The sequence below is a fragment of the Lentzea sp. NPDC059081 genome, from assembly GCF_042738015.1.
Classification (GTDB): Bacteria; Actinomycetota; Actinomycetes; order Mycobacteriales; family Pseudonocardiaceae; genus Lentzea.
Genome location: NZ_JBHYGW010000016.1, coordinates 174,346 through 195,401 on the forward strand (window position 1 = coordinate 174,346; position 21,056 = coordinate 195,401).

Sequence of the window (21,056 nt, forward strand, 5' to 3'; positions counted from 1 at the left end):
ATGGGCGCACAGATTCGGGAGCTCCGCCAGCGGATCCGCACGGTCAACTCGACCAAGAAGATCACGAAGGCCTACGAGCTCATCGCCACGTCTCGCCTCGCGAAGGCGCAGACCAGGGTCGCGGCTTCCCGGCCGTACGCGGAGGAGATCACCAACGTCCTCTCCGCGTTGGCCGAGGCCTCGGCGAACCTCGACCACCCGCTGCTGACCGAGCGTCCTGACGCGAAGCGCGCCGCGGTGCTCATCGTGACCAGTGACAAGGGCATGTGCGGGGGCTACAACGCCAACGTGCTCAAGGCCGCCGAGTCGCTGATCTCGCTGCTGAAGTCCGAGGGCAAGGAGCCGGTGCTCTACATCCTCGGTCGCAAGGGTGTCGGCTACTACACGTTCCGCCAGCGCGCGATCGCCGGCTCGTGGAGTGGCTTCTCCCAGGCTCCGCAGTACGTGAACGCCGTCGAGGCGGGCGACGCGGTCGTCCAGGCGTTCCTCGCGGGCGGCGACGACCAGGGCGACAACCCCGGTCCGGACGGCGTGCTCGGGGTGGACGAGGTCCACGTCGTGTACACCGAGTTCAAGTCGATGCTGAGCCAGACGCCGACCGCCAAGCGGATCGCGCCGATGGAGGTCGAGTACACCGGCGAGGTCAAGGGACCGCGCGCGGTGTACGACTTCGAGCCGAGCGCGGAGACGCTGCTCGGTGCGATGCTTCCCAAGTACATCAAGACGCGCCTGTTCTCCGCGCTGCTGGAGGCCGCCGCATCCGAGTCCGCCGCGCGCCGGACGGCCATGAAGGCCGCCACGGACAACGCGACCGAGCTCGTGCGCAACCTCAGCCGGGCGGCGAACTCGGCCCGTCAGGCCCAGATCACCCAGGAGATCAGCGAGATCGTCGGTGGCGCCTCCGCGCTTACCGGTGGCGCAGGAAGTGATGAGTGACATGAGTGCTACTGCCACCACCACCCGCACCGGCCGTGTGGTCCGGGTGATCGGTGCGGTCGTCGACGTGGAGTTCCCGCGCGACGCCGTGCCCGAGCTGTTCAACGCCTGCCACGCCGAGATCACCTTCGAGGCGGTCGCCAAGACGCTGACCCTCGAGGTCGCGCAGCACCTCGGCGACAACCTGGTGCGCACCATCTCGATGCAGCCGACCGACGGTCTGGTGCGCGGTGCGACCGTGACCGACACCGGCAAGGCCATCTCGGTGCCCGTCGGCGACGTCGTCAAGGGCCACGTCTTCAACGCCCTCGGTGACTGCCTCGACACGCCGGGCCTCGGCCGCGACGGCGAGCAGTGGGGCATCCACCGCAAGGCGCCCGCCTTCGACCAGCTTGAGGGCAAGACCGAGATCCTCGAGACCGGCATCAAGGTCATCGACCTGCTCACCCCGTACGTCAAGGGCGGCAAGATCGGCCTGTTCGGCGGCGCGGGTGTCGGCAAGACGGTGCTCATCCAGGAGATGATCACCCGTATCGCGCGTGAGTTCTCCGGTACGTCGGTGTTCGCCGGCGTCGGTGAGCGCACCCGTGAGGGCACCGACCTGCTGCTGGAGATGGAAGAGATGGGTGTTCTCGGGGACACCGCTCTCGTCTTCGGTCAGATGGACGAGCCGCCCGGCACGCGCATGCGCGTCGCGCTGTCCGCTCTCACGATGGCGGAGTACTTCCGCGACGTGCAGAACCAGGACGTGCTGCTCTTCATCGACAACATCTTCCGCTTCACCCAGGCGGGCTCCGAGGTGTCGACCCTGCTGGGCCGCATGCCTTCCGCCGTGGGTTACCAGCCGACGCTGGCGGACGAGATGGGTGAGCTCCAGGAGCGCATCACCTCGACCCGCGGTAAGTCGATCACGTCGCTGCAGGCCATCTACGTGCCCGCCGACGACTACACCGACCCCGCGCCGGCGACCACCTTCGCCCACCTGGACGCGACGACGGAGCTCTCCCGTCCGATCTCCCAGAAGGGCATCTACCCGGCCGTCGACCCGCTGTCGTCGTCGTCTCGAATCCTCGAGCCGTCGATCGTCGGCGAGGAGCACTACCGGGTGGCGCAGGAGGTCAAGCGGATCCTGCAGAAGTACAAGGAGCTGCAGGACATCATCGCGATCCTCGGCATGGACGAGCTCTCCGAGGAGGACAAGGTCCTCGTCGGTCGTGCGCGCCGGCTCGAGCGCTTCCTCGGCCAGAACTTCATCGTGGCCGAGAAGTTCACGGGTCAGCCCGGGTCGTTCGTGCCGATCAAGGACACGATCGAGGCGTTCGACCGGGTGTGCAAGGGCGAGTTCGACCACTTCCCGGAGCAGGCTTTCTTCTCCTGTGGCGGGTTGGACGACGTTGAGGCGAACGCCAAGAAGCTTGCTGGTAACTGAGCTGGCTTGGTGTAGCTGAGAGTTCCTTGGGGCCGTTCCTCCATTGTGGAGGGGCGGCCCTTTGGGTTTTGTGGGTTGTTCCAGCGTGGTCGCCTATTGCGGTCTGGTGCCTGTTCCGGCGTGGTCGTGCACCTCGGACGAAGCGAGGGTGTTCATCGCCGCTCCGCGACGATTGCGATTGGGGCTTGACTTCGGGGCCCTTGCGAGGCGCTGGTTCGGCCGGAAAAGGCCGGATGCTCCGCAACCGGCCGATCCACGAGTGGTAGCACCTCGCACCCAAAGTCAAGCCCCAATCGCCTAACCACGAGTGGGTGCACCGCTACCCATCTGTGCGAGGTCTGCACGGCTCGCCTTCGGCATCGCGGTCGCGAGTGCGTGGGGGGTTGTTATTGCTCGCCTTCGGCATCGCTTGATCGTGTTGCTGCTGTCTGAGGGCGAAATCACTCGTGCCAATCGTCTGGCGGTGGGAGGGTCGGGGGATGGCCCGACATGCTCCCTATGCCGATCCCGGGACTCCTGACGTCCGTTCTCCGTGGCGGTATCTGTGGTGGCTGGTTCTCATGCAGCGCTGGCGGGTGCTTGCCGGGGCCTGGTGGGGGTCGTTGTGGATGTGCGGGCTGGTGGTGCCGCCGTACCTCATCTCCAAGGCCGTTGAGGACGGGTTGCGGGGTGGGGATCGTGGCGCCCTGGTGTGGTGGTGCGGGTTGCTGGTTGTTGTTGTGGCTGTGTTGGCGTTGTTGGGGGTCGCGCGGCATCGGACCATGACGTTGGTGCGCACGGATGCTGCGTTGCGGACTGCTCAGGTGGTGGTTGAGCACGTCACTCGGCTTGGTGGGGTGGTTCGGCGGCGGTTGTCGGCTGGGGAGCTGACGTATCTGCAGAACGGTGATACGCAACGGATTGCGCATGCTCTTACCAGTACTGGGCCTGGGGTGGGGGCTGTTGTTGCTTATGCGGTGACGGCTGTGTTGTTGGTGCGGATCTCGCCGCTGGTGGCCGTTGTGGTGTTGCTTGGCGTGCCTGTGCTGGCCGTGGTGACTGTGCCCGTGTTGCGGCGGCTGCATGGTGTCGAGGCTCGGTATCGGCGCAGTCAGGGGGAGTTGAGCTCTCGCGCTGGGGACATCGTGGCCGGGTTGAAGGTGTTGTCGGGGATCGGGGGCAAGCCGGCGTTCGAGGAGCGGTTTCGGGACAAGTCGGATGACCTGTTGCGGGACGGGTACCGGGTGTCCGTGTGGCTCAGTTGGGTGCAGGTGTTGTGGGGGTTGCCTGCGCTGTTCCTCGGTGTTGTCACGTGGATCGTGGCTCGGATGGCGGTTGGTGGTGCCATTTCCATTGAGGAGATGGTGGCGGTTTACCTGTACGTCGGGACGTTGGTGGTGCCTGTCAGCTTCTTCGTCGAGGGGGCTGACGTGATTCCGCGGGCACTGGTGTCGGCTGGGCGGGTGGTGGACCTGTTGCGGTTGCGGCCTGAGGAGAAGGACGGCGGTGCTGAGCCCTTTGAGGTGAAGGCCGGTGTGTTGACGGTGGTGGTGTCCTCCAGTGCGGCGGTGGCGCGGGCTGCTGTGGAGCGGTTGCCCGGGGTGGTTGTGGTGGCGGACAACGACGACTACCTGTTTCCCGGGTCTGTTCGCGAGGGGGTGTCGGTGGGGGTGCACGACGACGCGTCGGTGGGGGTGCACGACGACGCGTCGGTGGAGAGGGCGGTCTGGGTGGCGGCTGCTGTGGATGTCGTCGAGGCGTTGCCGGACGGGTTGGACTCGCACCTGGAGTCGCAGGGGCGCAACGTTTCCGGCGGTCAGCGGCAGCGGTTGCGGCTTGTCCGGGCGTTGCTCGGTGATCCTGAGGTGCTGGTGCTCGTGGAACCGACTTCGGCGCTCGACGCTGTCACCGAGGCTGCTGTGGCCGGGCGGGTGAAGCAGGCGCGGTGCGGGAGGACGACCGTGGTGGTGTCCTCGTCGCCGTTGTGGGCCGGGCAGGCAGACCAGGTCGTGTGTCTGGAGGAGAACCGATGAGCCTGCTGCCGATCGCGGATCGGCGTGAGGTGCGGCGGGCGGCTGTGCGGTTGTTGCGCGGGGAGCGGCGTGCGCTTGTCGTGGTGTTGGTGCTCACGTCGTTGGCGGCGTTGAGCGGGCTGGTCGGGCCGTATCTGGTGGGCAAGATCGTCGGTGGGGTCGAGGACGGCACGCTGACCGTGTCCACTGTGGATCTGTTCGCGCTGGGGGTGCTCGGCGCGGCGGTCGTGCACCTGTTGCTGGTGCGCTACAGCGGGGTGCAGACGATCCGGCTCGGTGAACGGTTCCTCGCCTCGTTGCGCGAGGAGGCCGTGACGCGGTCGCTGGCGTTGCCCGCGCGGGTGGTGGACCGGCTGAGCACGGGTGATCTGCTCACGCGGGTCACGAGCGACATCGGCATCGTCGGGACGGCGTTGCGGGACAGCGTGCCGCAGGTGTTCACCGGCACGGTGGACCTGCTGGTCGTGCTCGCGGCGACGTTCTGGCTGGATCCCGTGCTCGGGCTGGCCGCGTTGATCGGGATGCCGTTCGTCGCCTGGGTTCTGCGCTGGTACCTCGTGCGGGCGCGGGACGCGTACCTGGCGGAGAGCCGGGCGAACGGGGACGTCGCGGAGATCACCGCGGCCGTCGGCGAGGGCAGCCGGACCATCGCGACATACGGGCTGCGGGACCGGTTGGTGGGGAAGGCTCACGCGTCGATCGGGCACCTGTACGAGACGCGCATGCGGACGTTGTGGCTGAGGAACGTGCTGTTCCCGGTCATCAACTTCGCCAGCATGGTGCCGACCGCGCTGGTGTTGCTGGCGGGTGGCCTGTACTACGCGGCCGACGACGTGCGGATCGAGGTCGTCGTCACCGGCAGCCTGTATGTGTGGCGGCTCGTCGAACCGTTGGAACGCATCATGATGTGGGTCGAGTTCCTGCAGCGGGGCGGGGCGTCGTTCGCGCGGGTCGAGGGCATCGGTGCCGACGTCGAGCCCGCGCCGGTCGTGCGGAAGCCGGACGGTGACCTCATCGAGGTGCGCGGAGTCCACTACTCCTATGTGGACGGACACGAGGTGCTGCACGGTGTCGATCTCGTTGTGACGCCGGGAGAACGGCTGGCGGTCGTCGGGGTGTCCGGTGCGGGCAAGTCGACGCTGGGCAGGCTGATCGCGGGGGTCGACCGGCCGGCGGAGGGGTCCGTGCACGTCGGCGGGGTGCCGGTGGCGGACCTCGCGGCGGCGGGTGAGCAGCGGATCGTGCTCGTCACGCAGGAACACCACGTGTTCATCGGCACCTTGCGGGAGAACCTGGCGCTGGCCGTTCCGGACGCCTCGGACGACCGTCTGGTCGAAGCGTTGCGCACCGTCGACGCGCGGTGGTTCGACGACCTGCCGGACGGGCTCGGCACGCTGCTCGGCGCGGGTGGTCTGGAGCTCGATCCCGCCCAGGCGCAGCAACTGGCGCTGGCGCGGGTCGAGGTCGCCGACCCGCACACGCTGGTGCTGGACGAGGCGACGTCGTCACTCGACCCGGCCACGGCCAGGCACGCCGAGCGCGCGATCGCGGCCGTGCGGGGGAGTCGCACGGTGATCGCGATCGCGCACCGGCTGCAGACCGCGCGGGACGCCGACCGGATCGCGGTCGTCGACGCCGGGCGCATCGTGGAGCTGGGGTCCCACGACGACCTGGTGGCCAGGAACGGCACGTACGCGACGCTCTGGCGGTCCTGGCACCAGTCCTAGGTCAGCGGTACGACGGCTGAGGCGTCCCCACGGCGCACCGTCACCTCCTTGGTGCCCACGGGGGCCAGCCAGGCGTGCACGCGCCCCTGCGGGCCGATGCGGGCGTCGAAGTCGGCGACGATCGTGCCCTGGCCGTCCGGCAGCGGCATCACGACCGGGGAACCCTTCACCGCCTTGCCGCCGAGCAGGGGGGCGCTGAACGAGCCGTCCGGGTGGTAGATCGCGCCGTAGAGGTCGCCGTACGCCTCGAACACCTCGGCGTAGCGGCCGTCGGGCAGCCACGCGCAGACGTTCCAGTCGCCGGTGGCGTCCCAGTCGACGACGTAGTCGAGCAGGCCCAGCCGCTGCAGGTCCGCCTTCGGCACCGGGGCGTTCTGGGCGCTCCACCGCACGCCGGAGACGGGGCTGTCCGACGCGCATTGCCGGCCCGACCAGCCGTTGCCGGGATGGGGCAGGAAGGCGGTGTCCGGGCGCCAGGCGAACCTGCCCTGCAGCGGGTCGGAGAAGAAGTCGCGGGGCAACGGGGTGGTGTCGCCGCGGATGAACACCGGCCGCTCGGAGAGCGTCGCCGTGATCACGGCGACGCCGCCGGGTCCCATCTCGGCCTCCTGCCAGGTGCGGCTCAGCCGGTTGTCGGGACCGCGCACGGGGTTGACCGACCAGAACACCTTGCTGCCCATGCCCAGCGCCAGGTAGGTCGACCTGTCCGGCCCGAACTGGTAGAGCCCGATCTCCTGACCGCGGTCGAGCTCGCGCTGCACCACGGCGCCCCCGGCGACGAGACCGATCAGCATCCGCGGCGCCGGCTCGCCGCCCACCTCCACCGGTTGCACGAGCAGGGCCGCCGGGCCGCTGGGCGTGTTCGCGGCCCAGAAGACGTGCGCCGGCCCGGTGAACTCGGTCACGTTCTCGTACGGCCGCAGCCCCTCGCTCCGCGAACGCCCCCAGATCGCGTGCGCCTGGCTGAGGAACGTCTGGTCCCCGGCCAGGTCGCCCGCGGTCGCCGCGGTCAGCCTGGCGTCGGTCAACGGCGGCGGTGGCGGGTCCGGGCGGCTCAGCACCACCCCCGCCGAGACGCCCGCGAGCAGTGCCACCGCCGCGGTCACCGCCACGAGCCTGCGCGTGTGTCGTCGTCGTGCCCCGGTCATCACGTCCCCCACGAATCCCGGCCGCACGTCGAGGTCTGCCGTCGCGGCCTCCATCGCCTGCTTCAGTTCCACGTCAGCACCTGCTCACCCATCAGCTCCCGCATGCGCGCGAGCCCGCGCGAGGTCTGGCTCTTCACCGTGCCGACGCCGCAGCCGAGTGCCCGCGCGGTGTCGGCCTCGCTGAGGTCGTCGAAGAACCGCAGCACGAGGACGGCGCGCATCTTCTCCGGCAACTGCGCCAACGCGCGCACGACGCTGTCCGCGTCCACGACCTGCTGTTCGTGCCCTTTGGTGGCCTGCGTCTCCGCGTGGTCCATCGGCGCCTCCGGCTTGCGGGAGCGCCGCCGCCAGCGGTTCTTGGCCGAGTTGGCCAGCGCGGCGCGGGCGTACGCCTCCGGTGACGTCCTGATCCGGCGCCACTTGCCGTACATGCTCATGAGAACGTCCTGCAGAATGTCCTCAGCGGCACCTCTGTCGCCGCCGCAGAGCAGGTAGGCGGTGCGCAACAGGCTCTGCGAACGCAACGCCACGAACTCTTCGAAGTCCTGCATGTCCCCCCTTCGGCGGTTGTCCGACGTGGTGACACCGGGCGGGGCGGCAAGGTTGTCAGGCGACCGTTTAGACTCAGTTCGACTCCAGACGACGAGGGAGATACGCGTGGCCGAGATGACCGTTGAACTGGTCGCCGTTGAACGCCGCCTGTGGTCCGGCAAGGCCACCTCTGTTTCGGCGCAGACGACCGAGGGCGAGATCGGCATCCTGCCCGGTCACGAGCCCGTTCTCGGCCAGCTGGTCGAGGGTGGCGTGGTGCGCATCCGCACGACCGACGGTGGCCTGGTCACCGCCGCCGTGCACGGTGGCTTCCTGTCCGTGACCGGTACCGGCGTCTCGATCCTCGCGGAGGACGCCGACCTCGCGGACGAGATCGACGTGAACGCGGCGCGATCGGCGCTGCAGGACGCGGACGACGCCGAGCGCGCACGTGCGGCAGCGCGCGTGCGGGCCGTGGAACAGTCGGCCTGAGACCGGGCGCGAGGGCCCAGTCGTGGGGATCACCGAGATTGCCGGACTGGTCCTTGTCCTGGCCGTGGTCGTCATCGCCTACTTCGCGTGGCGCCGCATCCGGCTGCTGCGCGAGGGCGGGGTGCACGTAGCCCTGCGCAGCCAGTTCGACGACCGCGGTCGCGGCTGGCACCTCGGGGTGGGGCACTACCGGGGCGACTCGTTCGCCTGGTTCCGGGTGTTGTCGCTCGGGTCCGGTCCCGACCAGCTGATCTCCCGGGACGGGTTGGAGATCGACGCTCGGCGGGAGCCCACTGGGCCTGAGGCTTATGCCATGCCGGTCGGGGCCACCGTGCTGCGGTGCCGGTCGGGGGATGGTGAGGTCGAGATCGCGATGGGGCCGGATGCTTTGACCGGGTTCTTGTCCTGGTTGGAGGCTTCGCCGCCTGGGCGGTCTATTCCTTGGGCTTCTTGAGGTTGATTGATTGGGCGCGTTCCCCTGGTGGGGGCGCGCCCTTTTGGTTTTGGCGTTGAGCTGAGCGAGTTCCGGCGTGGTCGCCTTGGGACCGGGCGAGTTCCAGCGTGGTCGCCATTGCGGTTGGGTGCCTGTTCCAGCGTGGGCGTGCACCTCGGACGAAGACCTGGGTTCATCGCCGCTCCGCGACGATTGCGATTGGGGCTTGACTTCGGGGCCCTTGCGAGGCGCTGGTTCGGCCGGAAAAGGCCGGATGCTTCGCACCCGGCCGATCCACAAGTGGTAGCACCTCGCACCCAAAGTCAAGCCCCAATCGCCTAACCACGAGTGGGTGCACCGCTACCCATCTGGGCAAGGTCTGACTGCTCGCCTTCGGCATCGCTTGGGGCCTCGGCTTCGCCGTTGGCGGGCGGGGGTCTGTCCTGCTCGCCTTCGGTGTTGCGTAAGGGGGTGGCCGCCCTTTCGCATCGTGCCGAGTGTCAGACCCCATCTGTACGTTGGGTCGCGGGGGAGCCTCAACTCGAGGGGACGCCTGCGTCAGCGTGCCTTGTCAGGCGTTCTCGCCTGGCTGCCACAGCACGTCGCCGTCCGGGTTCGCCACCCGCGCCAGGATGAACAGCAGGTCCGACAGCCGGTTCAGGTACTTGGCCGTCAGGACGTTCGTGCGCTCGGCGTCGGCTTCGATGAGCGTCCACGCTCGGCGTTCTGCTCGGCGGGCGATCGTGCGGGCCTGGTGCAGCAGGGCTGCTCCTGGGGTGCCTCCGTTCAGGATGAACGAGTCCAGTTTGCCCAGGCGTTCGTTGAACTCGTCGCAGTAGCCCTCCAGGCGGTCCACGTAGGCCTGGGTCACGCGCAGGGGTGGGTACTCCGGGTCCGGGACGATCGGGGTGCAGAGGTCTGCTCCTACGTCGAACAGGTCGTTCTGCACTTTGCGCACGACGTCGAACACGTCGGGTGCGAGTTGGCCCAGGGCCAGCGCCACGCCCAGGGAGGCGTTGGTTTCGTCCACGTCCGCGTACGCCTCGATGCGCGGGTCGGTCTTCTGGACGCGGGAGAAGTCGCCCAGGCCCGTCGTGCCGTCGTCGCCGACTCGCGTGTAGATCTTCGTGAGATGCACCGCCATGACCGGCACTCTATGGCCGTACGTAGGATTGCCGCGTGAGCGAGCATTTCCGGGTACATGGTGGCGCACGTCTGGTCGGCGAAGTTGATGTCGTCGGCGCCAAGAACAGCGTCCTGAAGTTGATGGCGGCCGCCCTGCTCGCCGAGGGCACCACGACCATCACCAACTGCCCGGACATCCTCGACGTGCCGCTGATGGCCGACGCGCTGCGCAGCCTCGGGTGCCAGGTCGAGCTCGAAGGGGACGTGGCGAGGATCACCACGCCCGCCGAGCTCAGCTACCACGCCGACTCCGAGGCCATGGGCAAGCTGCGGGCCAGCATCTGCGTGCTCGGGCCGTTGGTCGGGCGGTGCAAGCGGGCCGTCGTGGCGTTGCCCGGTGGGGACGCGATCGGGTCGCGGCCGTTGGACATGCACCAGAGCGGGCTCGAGAAGCTCGGTGCCAAGACGTGGATCGAGCACGGCTGCATCGTCGCCGAGGCCGAGGGGCTGCACGGCGCGCAGATCTGGCTCGACTTCCCCAGCATGGGGGCCACCGAGAACATCCTGATGGCGGCCGTGCTGGCCAACGGCACGACGGTCATCGACAACGCCGCGCGCGAGCCCGAGATCGTCGACCTCTGCCTGATGCTGACCCAGATGGGCGCGAAGGTCGAGGGCGCGGGCACGTCCACGCTGACCGTGCACGGCGTCACCGAGCTCAAGCCGACCGAGCACCGCGTCATCGGCGACCGGATCGTCGGCGCGACGTGGGGCTTCGCCGCCGCCATGACGCGCGGTGACGTGCGGGTGCGTGGCGTGAACCCGCACCACCTCGACCTGGTGCTGGAGAAGCTGCGGATGGCGGGCGCCGAGGTGACCGTCTACGAGGGTGAGGACGAGGGCTTCCGCGTCGTCATGGAGGGCCGGCCCAAGGCCGTCGACTTCGTGACGCTGCCGTACCCCGGCTTCGCCACCGACAACCAGCCGTTCGCCATCGCGTTGTCGGCGGTGTCCGAGGGCACCTCGATGATCACCGAGAACCTGTTCGAGGCGCGGTTCCGGTTCATCGACGAGATGATCCGTCTCGGGGCCGACGCGCGCACGGACGGCCACCACGCCGTGATCCGCGGTGTGGAGACGCTGTCGAGTGCGCCCGTGTGGGCGTCGGACATCCGTGCGGGTGCGGGACTCGTTCTTGCCGGCCTGTGCGCGGACGGGGCCACCGAGGTCTACGAGATCTTCCACATCGAACGCGGCTACCCGGGCTTCGTGGAGAACCTCCGCAAGCTGGGTGCCGACGTCGAACGAGTGAGCGGTTAGCTCTTCAGCACGAGCCGCGCGTTCGCCACGTCCTGCGGGAACACCATGATCCGGTAGGGCGCGTGCCGCGAACGCGTGGCGCGCACCCCGTTCGCCTTGAGCTTCTGCACGAGCACGATCGCGGCTTCTTCCGTGGGCACGAGCGCGACCTCGTTCAGCAACCCGAAGTCGGTGCCGTCGAGGTCGGGAACCGCGCGTCTGTCGTTGCCGGCGAAGTACCGCAACACCAGTGCCAGCAAGCCGAGCGCGCCGAAGACGACCGCGGTCTGGTAGAAGCCCGTCACCTCCCCATCATGCTCTTTGTGGTCTCGATTCAGTGAGCAAGCGCACGCGCAGCGGGAGTTACCGGCCAGTACGCTCCGGACAACGACGTTGTGGGAGGTTGCTGTGCCGTACCCGGCTGACCGTGAACGCGACCGCCCCTGGGTGATGCGCACGTACGCGGGCCACTCCTCGGCCGCGGCGTCGAACGCTCTCTACCGCCGCAACCTCGCCAAGGGCCAGACCGGCCTGTCCGTCGCGTTCGACCTGCCCACGCAGACCGGCTACGACCCCGACGACGAGCTCGCGAAGGGCGAGGTCGGCAAGGTCGGCGTGCCGGTCAGCCACCTCGGCGACATGCGGCAGCTCTTCGACCAGATCCCGCTCGGCGGCGCCAACACGTCGATGACGATCAACGCGACGGCCATGTGGCTGCTCGCCCTCTACGTCACCGTGGCCGAGGAGCAGGGCGCGGACCCGGCGGCGCTGGCCGGCACGACGCAGAACGACATCATCAAGGAGTACCTGTCCCGCGGCACGTACGTGTTCCCGCCGGGACCGTCGCTGCGGCTGATCACCGACATGGTCGCGTGGACCGTCTCCAACGTGCCGAAGTGGAACCCGATCAACATCTGCAGCTACCACCTCCAGGAGGTCGGCGCGACGCCGGCGCAGGAGGTCGCGTACGCGATGTGCACGGCGATCGCGGTCCTCGACTCGGTGCGCGACTCCGGCCAGGTGCCGCAGGAGAAGTTCGGGGACGTCGTCGCCCGCATCTCCTTCTTCGTGAACGCCGGTGTGCGGTTCATCGAGGAGATGTGCAAGATGCGCGCGTTCGCCCAGCTCTGGGACGAGATCACGCGTGAGCGCTACGGCGTCGAGAACCCGAAGCACCGCCGGTTCCGCTACGGCGTGCAGGTCAACTCGCTCGGGCTGACCGAGGCGCAGCCGGAGAACAACGTCCAGCGCATCGTGCTGGAGATGCTCGCGGTGTCGTTGTCCCGCAACGCCCGCGCGCGTGCGATCCAGCTGCCGGCGTGGAACGAGGCGCTGGGCCTGCCGCGGCCGTGGGACCAGCAGTGGGCGTTGCGCATGCAGCAGGTGCTCGCGTTCGAGACGGACCTGCTGGAGTACGACGACATCTTCGACGGCTCGCCCGTCATCGAGGCGAAGGTGGACGAGATCCTCGCCGGCGCGCGGGAGGAGATCGACCGCGTGCAGGCGATGGGCGGCGCCGTCGCGGCCGTCGAGTCCGGCTACATGAAGTCGCAGCTGGTGTCGTCACTGGCCGACCGGCGTCGTCGCGTCGAGTCCGGCGAAGAGGTCGTCGTCGGCGTCAACAAGTTCGACACGACCGAGCCGTCGCCGTTGCAGGCCGAGGGCGCCAACGCGATCGAGACCATCGACCCGATCGTCGAGATGCACGCCGTCGAGGCGATCCAACAGTGGCGCGCGAACCGCGACAACGCCGCGGTCGAGGCTTCGCTGGACGCGTTGCGCGAGGCCGCGAAGACCGACAAGAACCTCGTCGAGGTGACGCTGGCGTGTGCGCGCGCCGGGGTGACGACGGGCGAGTGGTCGCAGGCGTTGCGGGAGACGTTCGGCGAATACCGCGCACCGACCGGTGTCTCCGGCGCATCGGCGTCGGGCGAGGCGGGGTCGGAGATCGCACGGGTGCGCGACCGGGTGCGCGCGACCGGTGAGGAGATCGGCGAACGGCTGCGCATGCTGGTCGGCAAGCCCGGTCTCGACGGGCACTCCAACGGCGCCGAGCAGGTGGCCGTACGAGCCCGCGACGTCGGCTTCGAGGTCGTCTACCAGGGCATTCGCCTCACGCCGTCGCAGATCGTGGCCGCCGCCGTGCAGGAGGACGTGCACGTCGTCGGCCTCTCGATCCTGTCCGGGTCGCACCTCGAGGTCGTGCCCGCGGTGGTCGAGGGACTGCGCGAGGCCGGTGCCGGGGACATCCCCGTGATCGTCGGCGGCATCATCCCGCCGGACGACGCCGCGAAGCTGCGCGAGCGCGGGGTGGCGCGGGTGTTCACGCCCAAGGACTACGAGCTGACCGAGATCATGGACGAGATCGTCACCGTGATCCGGGAGGTGCGTTCCCCCGCGTAGGGCCTTACTGTCGCGGAATGGTGGACGTTTCGCGGGACGGGTCGGTCGTCCGGATCACGATGAACCGCGCGGCCAAGCGCAACGCGCTGTCCGCGGAACACCTCACGGAGCTGCTCGACGCGTTCCGCGAGGTCCGCGCGTCGGACGCCGCGGGCATCGTCCTGGCCGCCGAGGGACCGGTGTTCTCCGCCGGGCACGACTTCGCGGACGTGCACGCACGCGACGAGGAGGGCGTGCGGCTGCTGCTGGAGCTGTGCACCGTACTGATGAAGACCATCCAGTCCTCGCCCCAGGTCGTGATCGCCCGCGTGCAGGGGCTGGCGACGGCGGCCGGGTGTCAGCTGGTGGCGTCGTGCGACCTCGCGGTGGCGGCGGACACGGCCGGGTTCTCGTTGCCGGGCGGCAAAGCCGGGTGGTTCTGCCACACGCCCGCGGTGCCGGTGGCGAGGTCGATCGGGCGCAAGCGGTTGATGGAACTGGTGCTCACCGGCGACGTGATCGACGCGGCCACGGCGGTCGAGTGGGGACTGATCAACCGCGCGGTGCCCGCCGCCGAGCTGGACGCTGAGGTCGACGACCTGCTCGCACGGGCCACGCGCGGCAGCCGGGCGTCGAAGGCCGTCGGCAAGCGGACGATCTACGCGCAGCTCGACCGGCCGGAGGCGGACGCCTACGAGGTCGCGCTGAACGTCATGGCCGAGACGTCGCAGTCCCCGTCAGCCAAAGAGGGACGGGCGTCGTTCCTGGAGAAGCGGCCTCCCGTGTGGCCCGACTAGTCGCGAGGAGCTTCAGCGCGTCGGCGTTCGGGCCCGGCTCCGCCTGGTAGACCACCAGGAACTGGCCGGGCGCCTCGCGCACGTCGAACGAGTGGTAGGTCAGCTTGAGCGGACCGACCGCCGGGTGCACGAACTCCTTGGCGTCCTGGGTCTTCCCGCGCACCTCGTGGTGGTCCCACAGCTCCTCGAACACCGGGTTGCGGCTGAGCTCCGCCACCATCCGCCGCAGGCGCGCGGAGCTCGGGTCGGCCGTCAGCCGCAGGTTCCCGACAGTGCTCTGCGCGACCCAGTTCCAGCGCGGGTAGAAGCTCGGGGCTGCCGGGTCCAGGAAGGTCATCCTGGCCAGGTTGTCGGCCGGGGCGAACGGTTCGTAGAGGGCGTCGGCCAGCGCGTTGCTGGCGAGCAGGTCGAGGTAGGAGCTCATCACGAACGCCGGCATGTCGTGCATGCCGCTGATGAGCTGCCGCAGTTCGGGACTGACCTTGTCGGTCGTGTGGCCCTCGTCCGCGACGACGCCCGCAAGGCGGTGCAGGTGCGCGCGAGCGTCCGTGTCGAGCTGGAGCGCGCGGCTGAGGGCGTCGAGGACCTGCGCGGACGGGTTGGTCTCACGGCCCTGTTCGAGACGGGCGTAGTAGTCCGCGCTCACCCCCGCGAGCACCGCGACCTCTTCGCGCCGCAGGCCTTTGACCTTGCGCAGGGTGTGACTCGGCAGGCCCGCGGCCTCGGGGTTGACGCGGGCGCGGTGTGCTTTCAGGAACTCGCCGAGCATGGATCCGAGCGTAGGTGCTGCCGTCGTCGACTGCCTGGGTGTGCCACACCTAGGCAGAAGGTGTCCTGGTAGGCGCCCTGTTCCACGCCGAGGGTGGTGGCCATGAGCAAAGTCGTTCTGATCAGTGGAGCTTCCAGCGGCATCGGCGAGGCCACGGCCAGGATCCTGGCCGAGGCGGGGCACGAGGTGTTCCTCGGTGCTCGACGCGAGGACCGGCTGAAGGCGCTGGCGTCCGAGATCGGCGCCGGGTACGCGCCGTTGGACGTGACCTCGCGCGAGTCCTTCCAGTCCTTCGTGGACGCGGCGGTCGCCGAGTACGGCCGTGTCGACGTCCTGGTCAACAACGCGGGCGTGATGCCGTTGTCCCTCATGGACTCGTTGAAGGTCGACGAGTGGGACCGCATGGTGGACGTGAACATCAAGGGCGTGCTGAACGGTCTCGCCGCAGTGCTGCCCCTGTTCACCGGCGGAGGGCACGTCGTGAACGTGGCCTCGATCGGCGCGCACCTGGTCACGCCGACGGCCGCGGTGTACTGCGCGACCAAGTACGCGGTCTGGGCGCTGTCCGAGGGACTGCGCCAGGAACGGGACGACCTGCGGGTCACCGTGATCTCGCCCGGTGTCACGCAGTCCGAGCTGGCGGACACGATCACCGAGGAGCACGCGGCGTCGTTCATGGCGGAGTACCGCAAGAACGCGCTGCCCGCGTCGGCGATCGGGGACGCCATCGCGTACGCGATCTCGCAGCCGGAGACCGTCGACGTGAACGAGATCGTGGTGCGGCCGGTGGCCGACCGCTAGGCCCCGGTCGTCGAACCGGGCCGGAGGATCATCAGCACGGTCACGGTCGCCCACAGCAGGTTGAAGATCCCCGTGTACATGGCGAGGTTCTTGACGTCGTTCGTCTTGAGCGCCTTCTCCTGGCCGGGGATGACCTTGAGCGCCAGCACGACCGCCGCGGCGGTGGTGAGCGCGATCGACACGATCACCCACGGGTGGCCGGTCACGCCCATCACGCCGGCCGTCAGGAACCCGAGCACCGGCACCGAGATGCCGATCACCGCGTAGACGCGGCAGATCCGGTGCAGGAGCGCGGGATTGCCGTCGGCGTCGCGCACGGCCCTGGGGAACATGCTCGCCGCGACCGTGACCGGGCCGATGGCGATGATCGCCGCCAGCACGTGCAGCGACAGGAACAGCTTGGTCACGCGGCCCTCCACACCGTGCCGCGGCGCTCGTGCGCGAACACTTCCTCGACGTCCAGGGCCTGCTGGACGCCGACCTCGCGTTCGAGGAGGTAGAGGCCGAGGTCGACGCCGGAGCTGACACCGGCGGCCGTGACGAGGTCGCCGTCGTCGACGATGCGGACGCGGTGGGCGTTGACCCCCATGGAGCTCAGCGCGTGCAGGCCGAGGTGGTTGGTGGTGGCGTTGCGGCCCTCGATCAGACCGGCCATCGCCAGCAGCAGCGAGCCGCCGCACACGGTCCCGAGGATCGCGGTCCTGTCCTTCAGCGCCGGGCCGATGCTCCCCGCCGCCTTGCCGAGGATGGCGAAGATCTCCTCCTCCTGCAGGGCGGCCGCGCCGGGGAGGACGACCAGGTCGGTGCCGGGGTCGAGCCGCGCGGTGGCCTGCAACGTCATCAGGTCCAGACCGGCGGGCACCCCGCGCGGTCCCTCCGCCGACGCCAGCTCGACCTGGACACCGCCCGCCATCAACGTCTCGTACGGGCCGATCGCGTCCAACGGGTCGAAGCCGTCGAACAGCACAACTTGAGCCTTCACTTCGTTCATCCCCTCACTTCGGTGATCAAGACGCTAGGGGCGTCCCGAGGTGAGGAGAACTGGCAGGAATGCCATGTTCCAACGGATTCTCGCCAGCTATCGTGGCGGACGTGCACACGGTGGCAGTGGTGGTGATGGACAGCGTCGTCCCGTTTGACTTCGCCGTTCCGATAGAGGCGTTCAGCAGGACCGGGCTCTACCGGACCGAGCTCTGCGGTCCTAAGAGGACGGTCAAGTCCGAGCTGTTCGACCTGAAGGTGCCGCACGGCCTGGAGTTGTTGTCGGACGCGGACACCGTCGTCCTGCCCGGCCACGCGGCGGACCTCGTCGTGCCCGCGCCGGTGGTCGAGGCGGTGCGGGCCGCCGCCGCGAGAGGCGCGCGGATCGCGTCGATCTGCTCGGGCACGTTCGTGTTCGCGGCGACCGGGCTGCTGGACGGGTTGCGGGCGACCACGCACTGGCTCGCGGCGCCGGAGCTGGCCGAGCGGTATCCGGAGATCGACGTCGACCCGAACGTGCTCTACGTCGACAACGGCCAGTTCCTGACGTCCGCCGGTGCCGCGGCGGGCCTCGACCTGTGCCTGCACATGATCCGGCGCGACCACGGGTCCGCGGTGGCGGCCGACGCGGCGAGGCTGGCCGTGATGCCGCTGGAACGCGAGGGCGGGCAGGCGCAGTTCATCGTGACGCCACCCGCGACGCCGCAGGGTGCCGAGCTGGAACCGTTGCTGCGGTGGATGGAGGAGCACGCCGAGCGCGACCTGACGCTGGAGGACCTCGCCCGGCAGGCAGGCATGAGCACACGGACGCTGAACCGGCGCTTCCGCGAGCAGACCGGGACGACGCCGGTGCAGTGGCTGCACCGGGCGAGGGTCCGCCGGGCGCAGCACCTGCTGGAGACGACGAAGGACTCGGTGGAGCTGATCGCGAGCAGGGTCGGGTTCGGCTCGGCCACGGCGTTCCGCGACAGGTTCAAGCGGATCGCCGGGACCTCACCGCAGAGCTACCGGGCGGCTTTTCAGGGCTGAGGACTAGGGCTGGGAGTGCTCGTGCAGCAGCAGGAGCGTGTAGGCGGCGATCGACTGCGCGTCGGTGATCTCGCCCTTGGCGATCATCGACTCGAAGTCGGCGCGCGGGAACCACGCCGAGCGCATGTCCTGCTCCTCGAGCTCCCGCTCGTGGAAGCCCTCGGTGAGCTGCGTGGCGAGGAACACCCGGCCGCGCTGCGACGTCATGCCGGGCGCGACGTCGAGGAGACCGAGCTCGATCATCTTCCCGGCCCGCAGCCCCGTCTCCTCGCGCAGCTCGCGGCCGGCGAGCTCGAGCGGGTCGGAGTCGGCGCGGTCCGGCGCGGTGCCCTGGGGGAACTCCCAGCGGCGCAGGCCGAGCGGGTAGCGGTACTGCTCGACGAGGCGAAGGCGCTCGCCGTCGAGCGGGATGACCAGCGCGTAGTCGGGCTTGTCGACGACGCCGTAGATGCCCTCCGTGCCGTCCGCGCGGCGGATCGGGTCTTCCCTGACGGTCATCCACTGGTTTGCGTACACCTGACGGGTGCCGAGGCTTTCCACGGCACGGACCGTACCTAACGTCCGGATTCTGGACACACCCCGTAGCCTGTCGCGGTGCGTCTCGTCATCGCTCGCTGCAAGGTCGACTACGTAGGCCGACTCACCGCCCACCTGCCCATGGCCCAGCGACTGCTGCTGATCAAGGCAGACGGCTCGGTGTCGATCCACTCGGACGACCGCGCCTACAAGCCGCTGAACTGGATGAGCCCGCCCTGCTGGCTGATCGAGGACCCGGACATCTGGACGGTGCAGAACAAGGCGGGGGAGAAGCTGATCATCACCCTCGACGAGGTGCTGCACGACTCCAAGCACGAGCTGGGCCCCGAGCCGGGCCTGCAGAAGGACGGCGTAGAAGCCGACCTGCAGAAGCTCCTCGCCGAGCACGTCACGACCCTGGGCGACGGCTGGACGTTGGTGCGCCGCGAGTTCCCGACCCCGATCGGCCCGGTCGACCTGATGTGCCGCGACTCCGCCGGCGGTTCCGTGGCCGTGGAGATCAAGCGGCGCGGCGAGATCGACGGCGTCGAGCAGCTGACCCGGTACCTCGAGCTGCTGAACCGCGACCCGTTGCTCGCGCCGGTGCAGGGGGTGTTCGCGGCGCAGCAGATCAAGCCGCAGGCGCGGGTGCTGGCCGAGGACCGCGGGATCCGGTGCGTGGTGCTGGACTACGACGCGTTGCGCGGGATCGAGCCGGACGAGTTCCGGCTGTTCTGAGCTCCTTCTCCGCCACGAACCCCGCACCCGGTGGTGCGGGGTTCGTGGCGTTCTGTCCGGATTCGTTCGGCCATCCGGCTTCCGGCGAGCGTTGTGGATCACCTCGTGGTTTGGTGTGCCTGCACGCGGGGTAAGACGTCGCGCACCTGGAGTACTGTCCTCTCCTGGTCGTTGATGTTCGACTTTGTTGAAGTTTGGGAGGTGGGCGGTGTCGGTTTCGGTGTTGGCCGAAGCGGACCTGCGGCTCGACGCGGGGCCGATCGACTACGTGCTGCTGGTCATCTACTTCGTCGTGGTGCTCGGCATCGGGTTGATGGCACGACGATCCGTCTCCTCCAGCCTCGACTTCCTGCTGTCCGGGCGGTCGCTGCCGGCGTGGGTCACCGGTCTCGCGTTCATCTCCGCGAACCTCGGTGCGCTCGAGCTCATGGGCATGACGGCCAACGGCGCGCAGTACGGCATGGCGACCGTGCACTACTACTGGATCGGCGCCATCCCCGCGATGGTGTTCCTCGGTCTGGTGATGATGCCGTTCTACTACGGCTCGAAAGTGCGCAGTGTTCCCGAGTTCATGCGCCGCCGGTTCGGCAAGCCGGCCCACCTCGTCAACGCCATCAGCTTCGCCGTCGCCCAGGTCCTGATCGCGGGCATCAACCTGTTTGCGCTCGCGGTGATCGTCGAGGCGCTGCTCGGGTGGCCGCTGCCGGTGTCGATCTGCGTCGCGGCGCTCGTGGTGCTCGCGTACACGACGCTGGGCGGCCTGAGTGCCGCCATCTACAACGAGGTGCTGCAGTTCTTCGTCATCGTGGCCGCGCTGGCGCCGTTGACGATCGTCGGCCTGATCAAGGTCGGCGGCTGGCAGGGCATCGTCGAGAAGGTCACCGACCAGGAACAGCTGTCGGCGTTCCCCGCGACGGAGCTCACCGGCATCAACAGCCCCGTGTGGAGTGTCATCGGACTGGTGTTCGGTCTTGGGTTCGTGCTGTCGTTCGGCTACTGGACGACGAACTTCGCCGAGGTGCAGCGCGCGATGAGCGCCAAGTCGATGTCGGCGGCCAAGCGCACGCCGATCATCGGCGCCTACCCGAAGGCGCTGATCCCGGCGATCATCATCATCCCCGGCATCATCGCCGCGTTGATCGTGCCGGAGATGGGCCAGCTCAAGGCCGGTGACGAGAGCAGCGGGGTGGCCTTCAACGACGTGCTGCCGCTGCTCATGCGCGACCTGCTGCCCAACGGCATCCTCGGCATCGCGATCACGGGTCTGCTGGCCAGCTTCATGGCCGGTGTGGCGGCGAACGTCAGCTCGTTCAACACCGTCTTCACGTACGACCTGTGGCAGGACTACGTGAAGAAGGACCGGCCGGACGAGTACTACCTGCGCGTCGGGCGTCTGGCGACGGTCGGCGCGTGCGTCGTCGCGATCGGCACGGCGTTCATCGCGGCGTCGCTCGGCGGGTCCAACATCATGGACTACATCCAGGCGCTGTTCTCGTTCTTCAACGCGCCGCTGTTCGCGACGTTCATCCTGGGCATGTTCTGGAAGCGGATGACGCCGACCGCCGGCTGGGTCGGTCTGCTCGCCGGCACGGTCACCGCGATCTTCATCTACGCCGTCTCGGAGCCGTCGTTCGGCATCGAGCTGCTGAAGCTGCCAGGGCAGGGCGCGAGCTTCCTCGGCGCCGGTCTCGCGTTCGTCGTCGACATCGTGGTGAGCGTCGCGGTCACGATGGTCACGCGGCCGAAGCCGGACAGCGAGCTCGTCGGGCTGGTCTACAGCCTCACGCCCAAGGAGGACAGGGCGCACGGCACCACCGGTGAGGACGCCGGCTGGTACCGCTCGCCCGCCCTGCTCGGCGGCGGCGTGCTCGCGCTGACGACCGTTCTCTACTTCATCTTCGGCTGAGGGAG

At 68.9% G+C, this 21,056-nt stretch carries 21 protein-coding genes; 13 read left to right on the plus strand and 8 right to left on the minus strand.

Going from position 1 to position 21,056, the window contains the following annotated elements; translation table 11 throughout:
• The 4 genes from ACFWV3_RS30080 to ACFWV3_RS30095 all read left to right on the plus strand — a co-directional run bounded on the left by ACFWV3_RS30080 (nt 1) and on the right by ACFWV3_RS30095 (nt 6,104).
• Nucleotides 1-936: a F0F1 ATP synthase subunit gamma gene (locus tag ACFWV3_RS30080; protein WP_382416020.1), complete on the plus strand. Its 936-nt coding sequence runs from the start codon at nt 1-3 to the stop codon at nt 934-936.
• Nucleotides 929-2,365, plus strand: coding sequence for a F0F1 ATP synthase subunit beta (gene atpD, locus ACFWV3_RS30085; protein ID WP_382416022.1), 1,437 nt, complete (start codon nt 929-931; stop codon nt 2,363-2,365). Before ACFWV3_RS30080 ends, atpD begins: the two co-directional genes overlap by 8 nt.
• Nucleotides 2,366-2,925: 560 nt before the next feature.
• Nucleotides 2,926-4,377, plus strand: a complete 1,452-nt coding sequence (locus tag ACFWV3_RS30090) for an ABC transporter transmembrane domain-containing protein (protein WP_382416024.1) — start codon at nt 2,926-2,928, stop codon at nt 4,375-4,377.
• Nucleotides 4,374-6,104, plus strand: coding sequence for an ABC transporter ATP-binding protein (locus tag ACFWV3_RS30095; RefSeq protein WP_382416026.1), 1,731 nt, complete (start codon nt 4,374-4,376; stop codon nt 6,102-6,104). The genes ACFWV3_RS30090 and ACFWV3_RS30095 overlap by 4 nt, the downstream gene beginning before the upstream one ends.
• Here ACFWV3_RS30095 and ACFWV3_RS30100 read toward each other — a convergent pair.
• Both ACFWV3_RS30100 and ACFWV3_RS30105 read right to left on the minus strand, forming a co-directional pair.
• Nucleotides 6,101-7,324 carry a hypothetical protein gene (locus tag ACFWV3_RS30100; protein ID WP_382416028.1) on the minus strand — a complete coding sequence of 408 codons (1,224 nt, stop codon included), beginning with the start codon at nt 7,322-7,324 and terminating at the stop codon, nt 6,101-6,103. The two genes, ACFWV3_RS30095 and ACFWV3_RS30100, sit on opposite strands and share 4 nt — an antisense overlap.
• On the minus strand, nt 7,315-7,803 hold the full coding sequence (locus ACFWV3_RS30105) for a SigE family RNA polymerase sigma factor (RefSeq protein WP_382416030.1): 489 nt from the start codon (nt 7,801-7,803) through the stop codon (nt 7,315-7,317). Before ACFWV3_RS30105 ends, ACFWV3_RS30100 begins: the two co-directional genes overlap by 10 nt.
• Nucleotides 7,804-7,909: 106 nt before the next feature.
• Between ACFWV3_RS30105 and ACFWV3_RS30110 the strand changes: the two genes are divergently transcribed.
• Complete coding sequence (locus tag ACFWV3_RS30110; protein ID WP_382416031.1) at nt 7,910-8,275, plus strand: F0F1 ATP synthase subunit epsilon; 366 nt, start codon at nt 7,910-7,912, stop codon at nt 8,273-8,275.
• Nucleotides 8,276-8,297: 22 nt separating this feature from the next.
• Nucleotides 8,298-8,729 (plus strand): DUF2550 domain-containing protein, encoded by a 432-nt coding sequence (locus ACFWV3_RS30115; RefSeq protein WP_382416033.1) that lies wholly within the window; start codon nt 8,298-8,300, stop codon nt 8,727-8,729.
• Between the two features lie 550 nt (nt 8,730-9,279).
• On the opposite strand, the gene ACFWV3_RS30120 is transcribed toward ACFWV3_RS30115, so the two are convergent.
• Nucleotides 9,280-9,852, minus strand: coding sequence for a cob(I)yrinic acid a,c-diamide adenosyltransferase (locus tag ACFWV3_RS30120; RefSeq protein WP_382416035.1), 573 nt, complete (start codon nt 9,850-9,852; stop codon nt 9,280-9,282).
• A gap of 35 nt (nt 9,853-9,887) precedes the next feature.
• Between ACFWV3_RS30120 and murA the strand changes: the two genes are divergently transcribed.
• On the plus strand, nt 9,888-11,153 hold the full coding sequence (gene murA, locus ACFWV3_RS30125; protein WP_382416037.1) for a UDP-N-acetylglucosamine 1-carboxyvinyltransferase: 1,266 nt from the start codon (nt 9,888-9,890) through the stop codon (nt 11,151-11,153).
• On the opposite strand, the gene ACFWV3_RS30130 is transcribed toward murA, so the two are convergent.
• Nucleotides 11,150-11,437, minus strand: coding sequence for a hypothetical protein (locus tag ACFWV3_RS30130; protein ID WP_382416039.1), 288 nt, complete (start codon nt 11,435-11,437; stop codon nt 11,150-11,152). The genes murA and ACFWV3_RS30130 overlap by 4 nt on opposite strands.
• A gap of 103 nt (nt 11,438-11,540) precedes the next feature.
• Between ACFWV3_RS30130 and ACFWV3_RS30135 the strand changes: the two genes are divergently transcribed.
• Nucleotides 11,541-13,535 (plus strand): protein meaA, encoded by a 1,995-nt coding sequence (locus ACFWV3_RS30135; protein ID WP_382416041.1) that lies wholly within the window; start codon nt 11,541-11,543, stop codon nt 13,533-13,535.
• A 17-nt stretch (nt 13,536-13,552) separates the two neighbouring features.
• A complete protein-coding gene (locus tag ACFWV3_RS30140; RefSeq protein ID WP_382416043.1) occupies nt 13,553-14,311 on the plus strand; it encodes an enoyl-CoA hydratase-related protein in 759 nt (252 codons plus the stop codon).
• On the opposite strand, the gene ACFWV3_RS30145 is transcribed toward ACFWV3_RS30140, so the two are convergent.
• Entirely contained in the window at nt 14,226-15,080 is an 855-nt protein-coding gene (locus tag ACFWV3_RS30145) for a helix-turn-helix domain-containing protein (RefSeq protein WP_382416045.1), read from the minus strand. The genes ACFWV3_RS30140 and ACFWV3_RS30145 overlap by 86 nt on opposite strands.
• 102 nt (nt 15,081-15,182) lie before the next feature.
• Here ACFWV3_RS30145 and ACFWV3_RS30150 point away from each other — a divergent pair, with 102 nt between their 5' ends.
• Nucleotides 15,183-15,881: an SDR family oxidoreductase gene (locus ACFWV3_RS30150; RefSeq protein ID WP_382416047.1), complete on the plus strand. Its 699-nt coding sequence runs from the start codon at nt 15,183-15,185 to the stop codon at nt 15,879-15,881.
• Here the strand turns inward: ACFWV3_RS30150 and ACFWV3_RS30155 are convergent.
• Both ACFWV3_RS30155 and ACFWV3_RS30160 read right to left on the minus strand, forming a co-directional pair.
• Nucleotides 15,878-16,288 (minus strand): hypothetical protein, encoded by a 411-nt coding sequence (locus ACFWV3_RS30155; RefSeq protein ID WP_382416049.1) that lies wholly within the window; start codon nt 16,286-16,288, stop codon nt 15,878-15,880. The genes ACFWV3_RS30150 and ACFWV3_RS30155 overlap by 4 nt on opposite strands.
• Nucleotides 16,285-16,872 (minus strand): DJ-1/PfpI family protein, encoded by a 588-nt coding sequence (locus ACFWV3_RS30160; protein WP_382416051.1) that lies wholly within the window; start codon nt 16,870-16,872, stop codon nt 16,285-16,287. The genes ACFWV3_RS30155 and ACFWV3_RS30160 overlap by 4 nt, the downstream gene beginning before the upstream one ends.
• Before the next feature lie 101 nt (nt 16,873-16,973).
• Here ACFWV3_RS30160 and ACFWV3_RS30165 point away from each other — a divergent pair, with 101 nt between their 5' ends.
• Nucleotides 16,974-17,891 (plus strand): GlxA family transcriptional regulator, encoded by a 918-nt coding sequence (locus ACFWV3_RS30165; protein ID WP_382416053.1) that lies wholly within the window; start codon nt 16,974-16,976, stop codon nt 17,889-17,891.
• A 3-nt stretch (nt 17,892-17,894) separates the two neighbouring features.
• Here the strand turns inward: ACFWV3_RS30165 and ACFWV3_RS30170 are convergent, their stop codons facing one another.
• A complete protein-coding gene (locus tag ACFWV3_RS30170; protein WP_382416055.1) occupies nt 17,895-18,431 on the minus strand; it encodes an NUDIX domain-containing protein in 537 nt (178 codons plus the stop codon).
• A gap of 54 nt (nt 18,432-18,485) precedes the next feature.
• Here ACFWV3_RS30170 and nucS point away from each other — a divergent pair, with 54 nt between their 5' ends.
• Together nucS and ACFWV3_RS30180 are read left to right on the plus strand one after the other, a co-directional pair.
• Nucleotides 18,486-19,145 (plus strand): endonuclease NucS, encoded by a 660-nt coding sequence (gene nucS / locus ACFWV3_RS30175; protein WP_382416057.1) that lies wholly within the window; start codon nt 18,486-18,488, stop codon nt 19,143-19,145.
• Nucleotides 19,146-19,353: 208 nt separating this feature from the next.
• Nucleotides 19,354-21,051: a sodium:solute symporter family protein gene (locus ACFWV3_RS30180; protein WP_382416058.1), complete on the plus strand. Its 1,698-nt coding sequence runs from the start codon at nt 19,354-19,356 to the stop codon at nt 21,049-21,051.
• Nucleotides 21,052-21,056 lie beyond the last annotated feature (5 nt).

Bases quoted from the DNA above. Each gene is read 5' to 3' on its own strand.
- ACFWV3_RS30080 (WP_382416020.1), top strand. From the start codon at position 1: ATGGGCGCACAGATTCGGGAGCTCCGCCAGCGGATCCGCACGGTCAAC.
- atpD (WP_382416022.1), top strand. From the start codon at position 929: ATGAGTGACATGAGTGCTACTGCCACCACCACCCGCACCGGCCGTGTG.
- ACFWV3_RS30090 (WP_382416024.1), top strand. From the start codon at position 2,926: ATGCAGCGCTGGCGGGTGCTTGCCGGGGCCTGGTGGGGGTCGTTGTGG.
- ACFWV3_RS30095 (WP_382416026.1), top strand. From the start codon at position 4,374: ATGAGCCTGCTGCCGATCGCGGATCGGCGTGAGGTGCGGCGGGCGGCT.
- ACFWV3_RS30105 (WP_382416030.1), bottom strand. From the start codon at position 7,803: ATGCAGGACTTCGAAGAGTTCGTGGCGTTGCGTTCGCAGAGCCTGTTG.
- ACFWV3_RS30120 (WP_382416035.1), bottom strand. From the start codon at position 9,852: ATGGCGGTGCATCTCACGAAGATCTACACGCGAGTCGGCGACGACGGC.
- ACFWV3_RS30140 (WP_382416043.1), top strand. From the start codon at position 13,553: ATGGTGGACGTTTCGCGGGACGGGTCGGTCGTCCGGATCACGATGAAC.
- ACFWV3_RS30145 (WP_382416045.1), bottom strand. From the start codon at position 15,080: ATGCTCGGCGAGTTCCTGAAAGCACACCGCGCCCGCGTCAACCCCGAG.
- ACFWV3_RS30150 (WP_382416047.1), top strand. From the start codon at position 15,183: ATGAGCAAAGTCGTTCTGATCAGTGGAGCTTCCAGCGGCATCGGCGAG.
- ACFWV3_RS30160 (WP_382416051.1), bottom strand. From the start codon at position 16,872: ATGAACGAAGTGAAGGCTCAAGTTGTGCTGTTCGACGGCTTCGACCCG.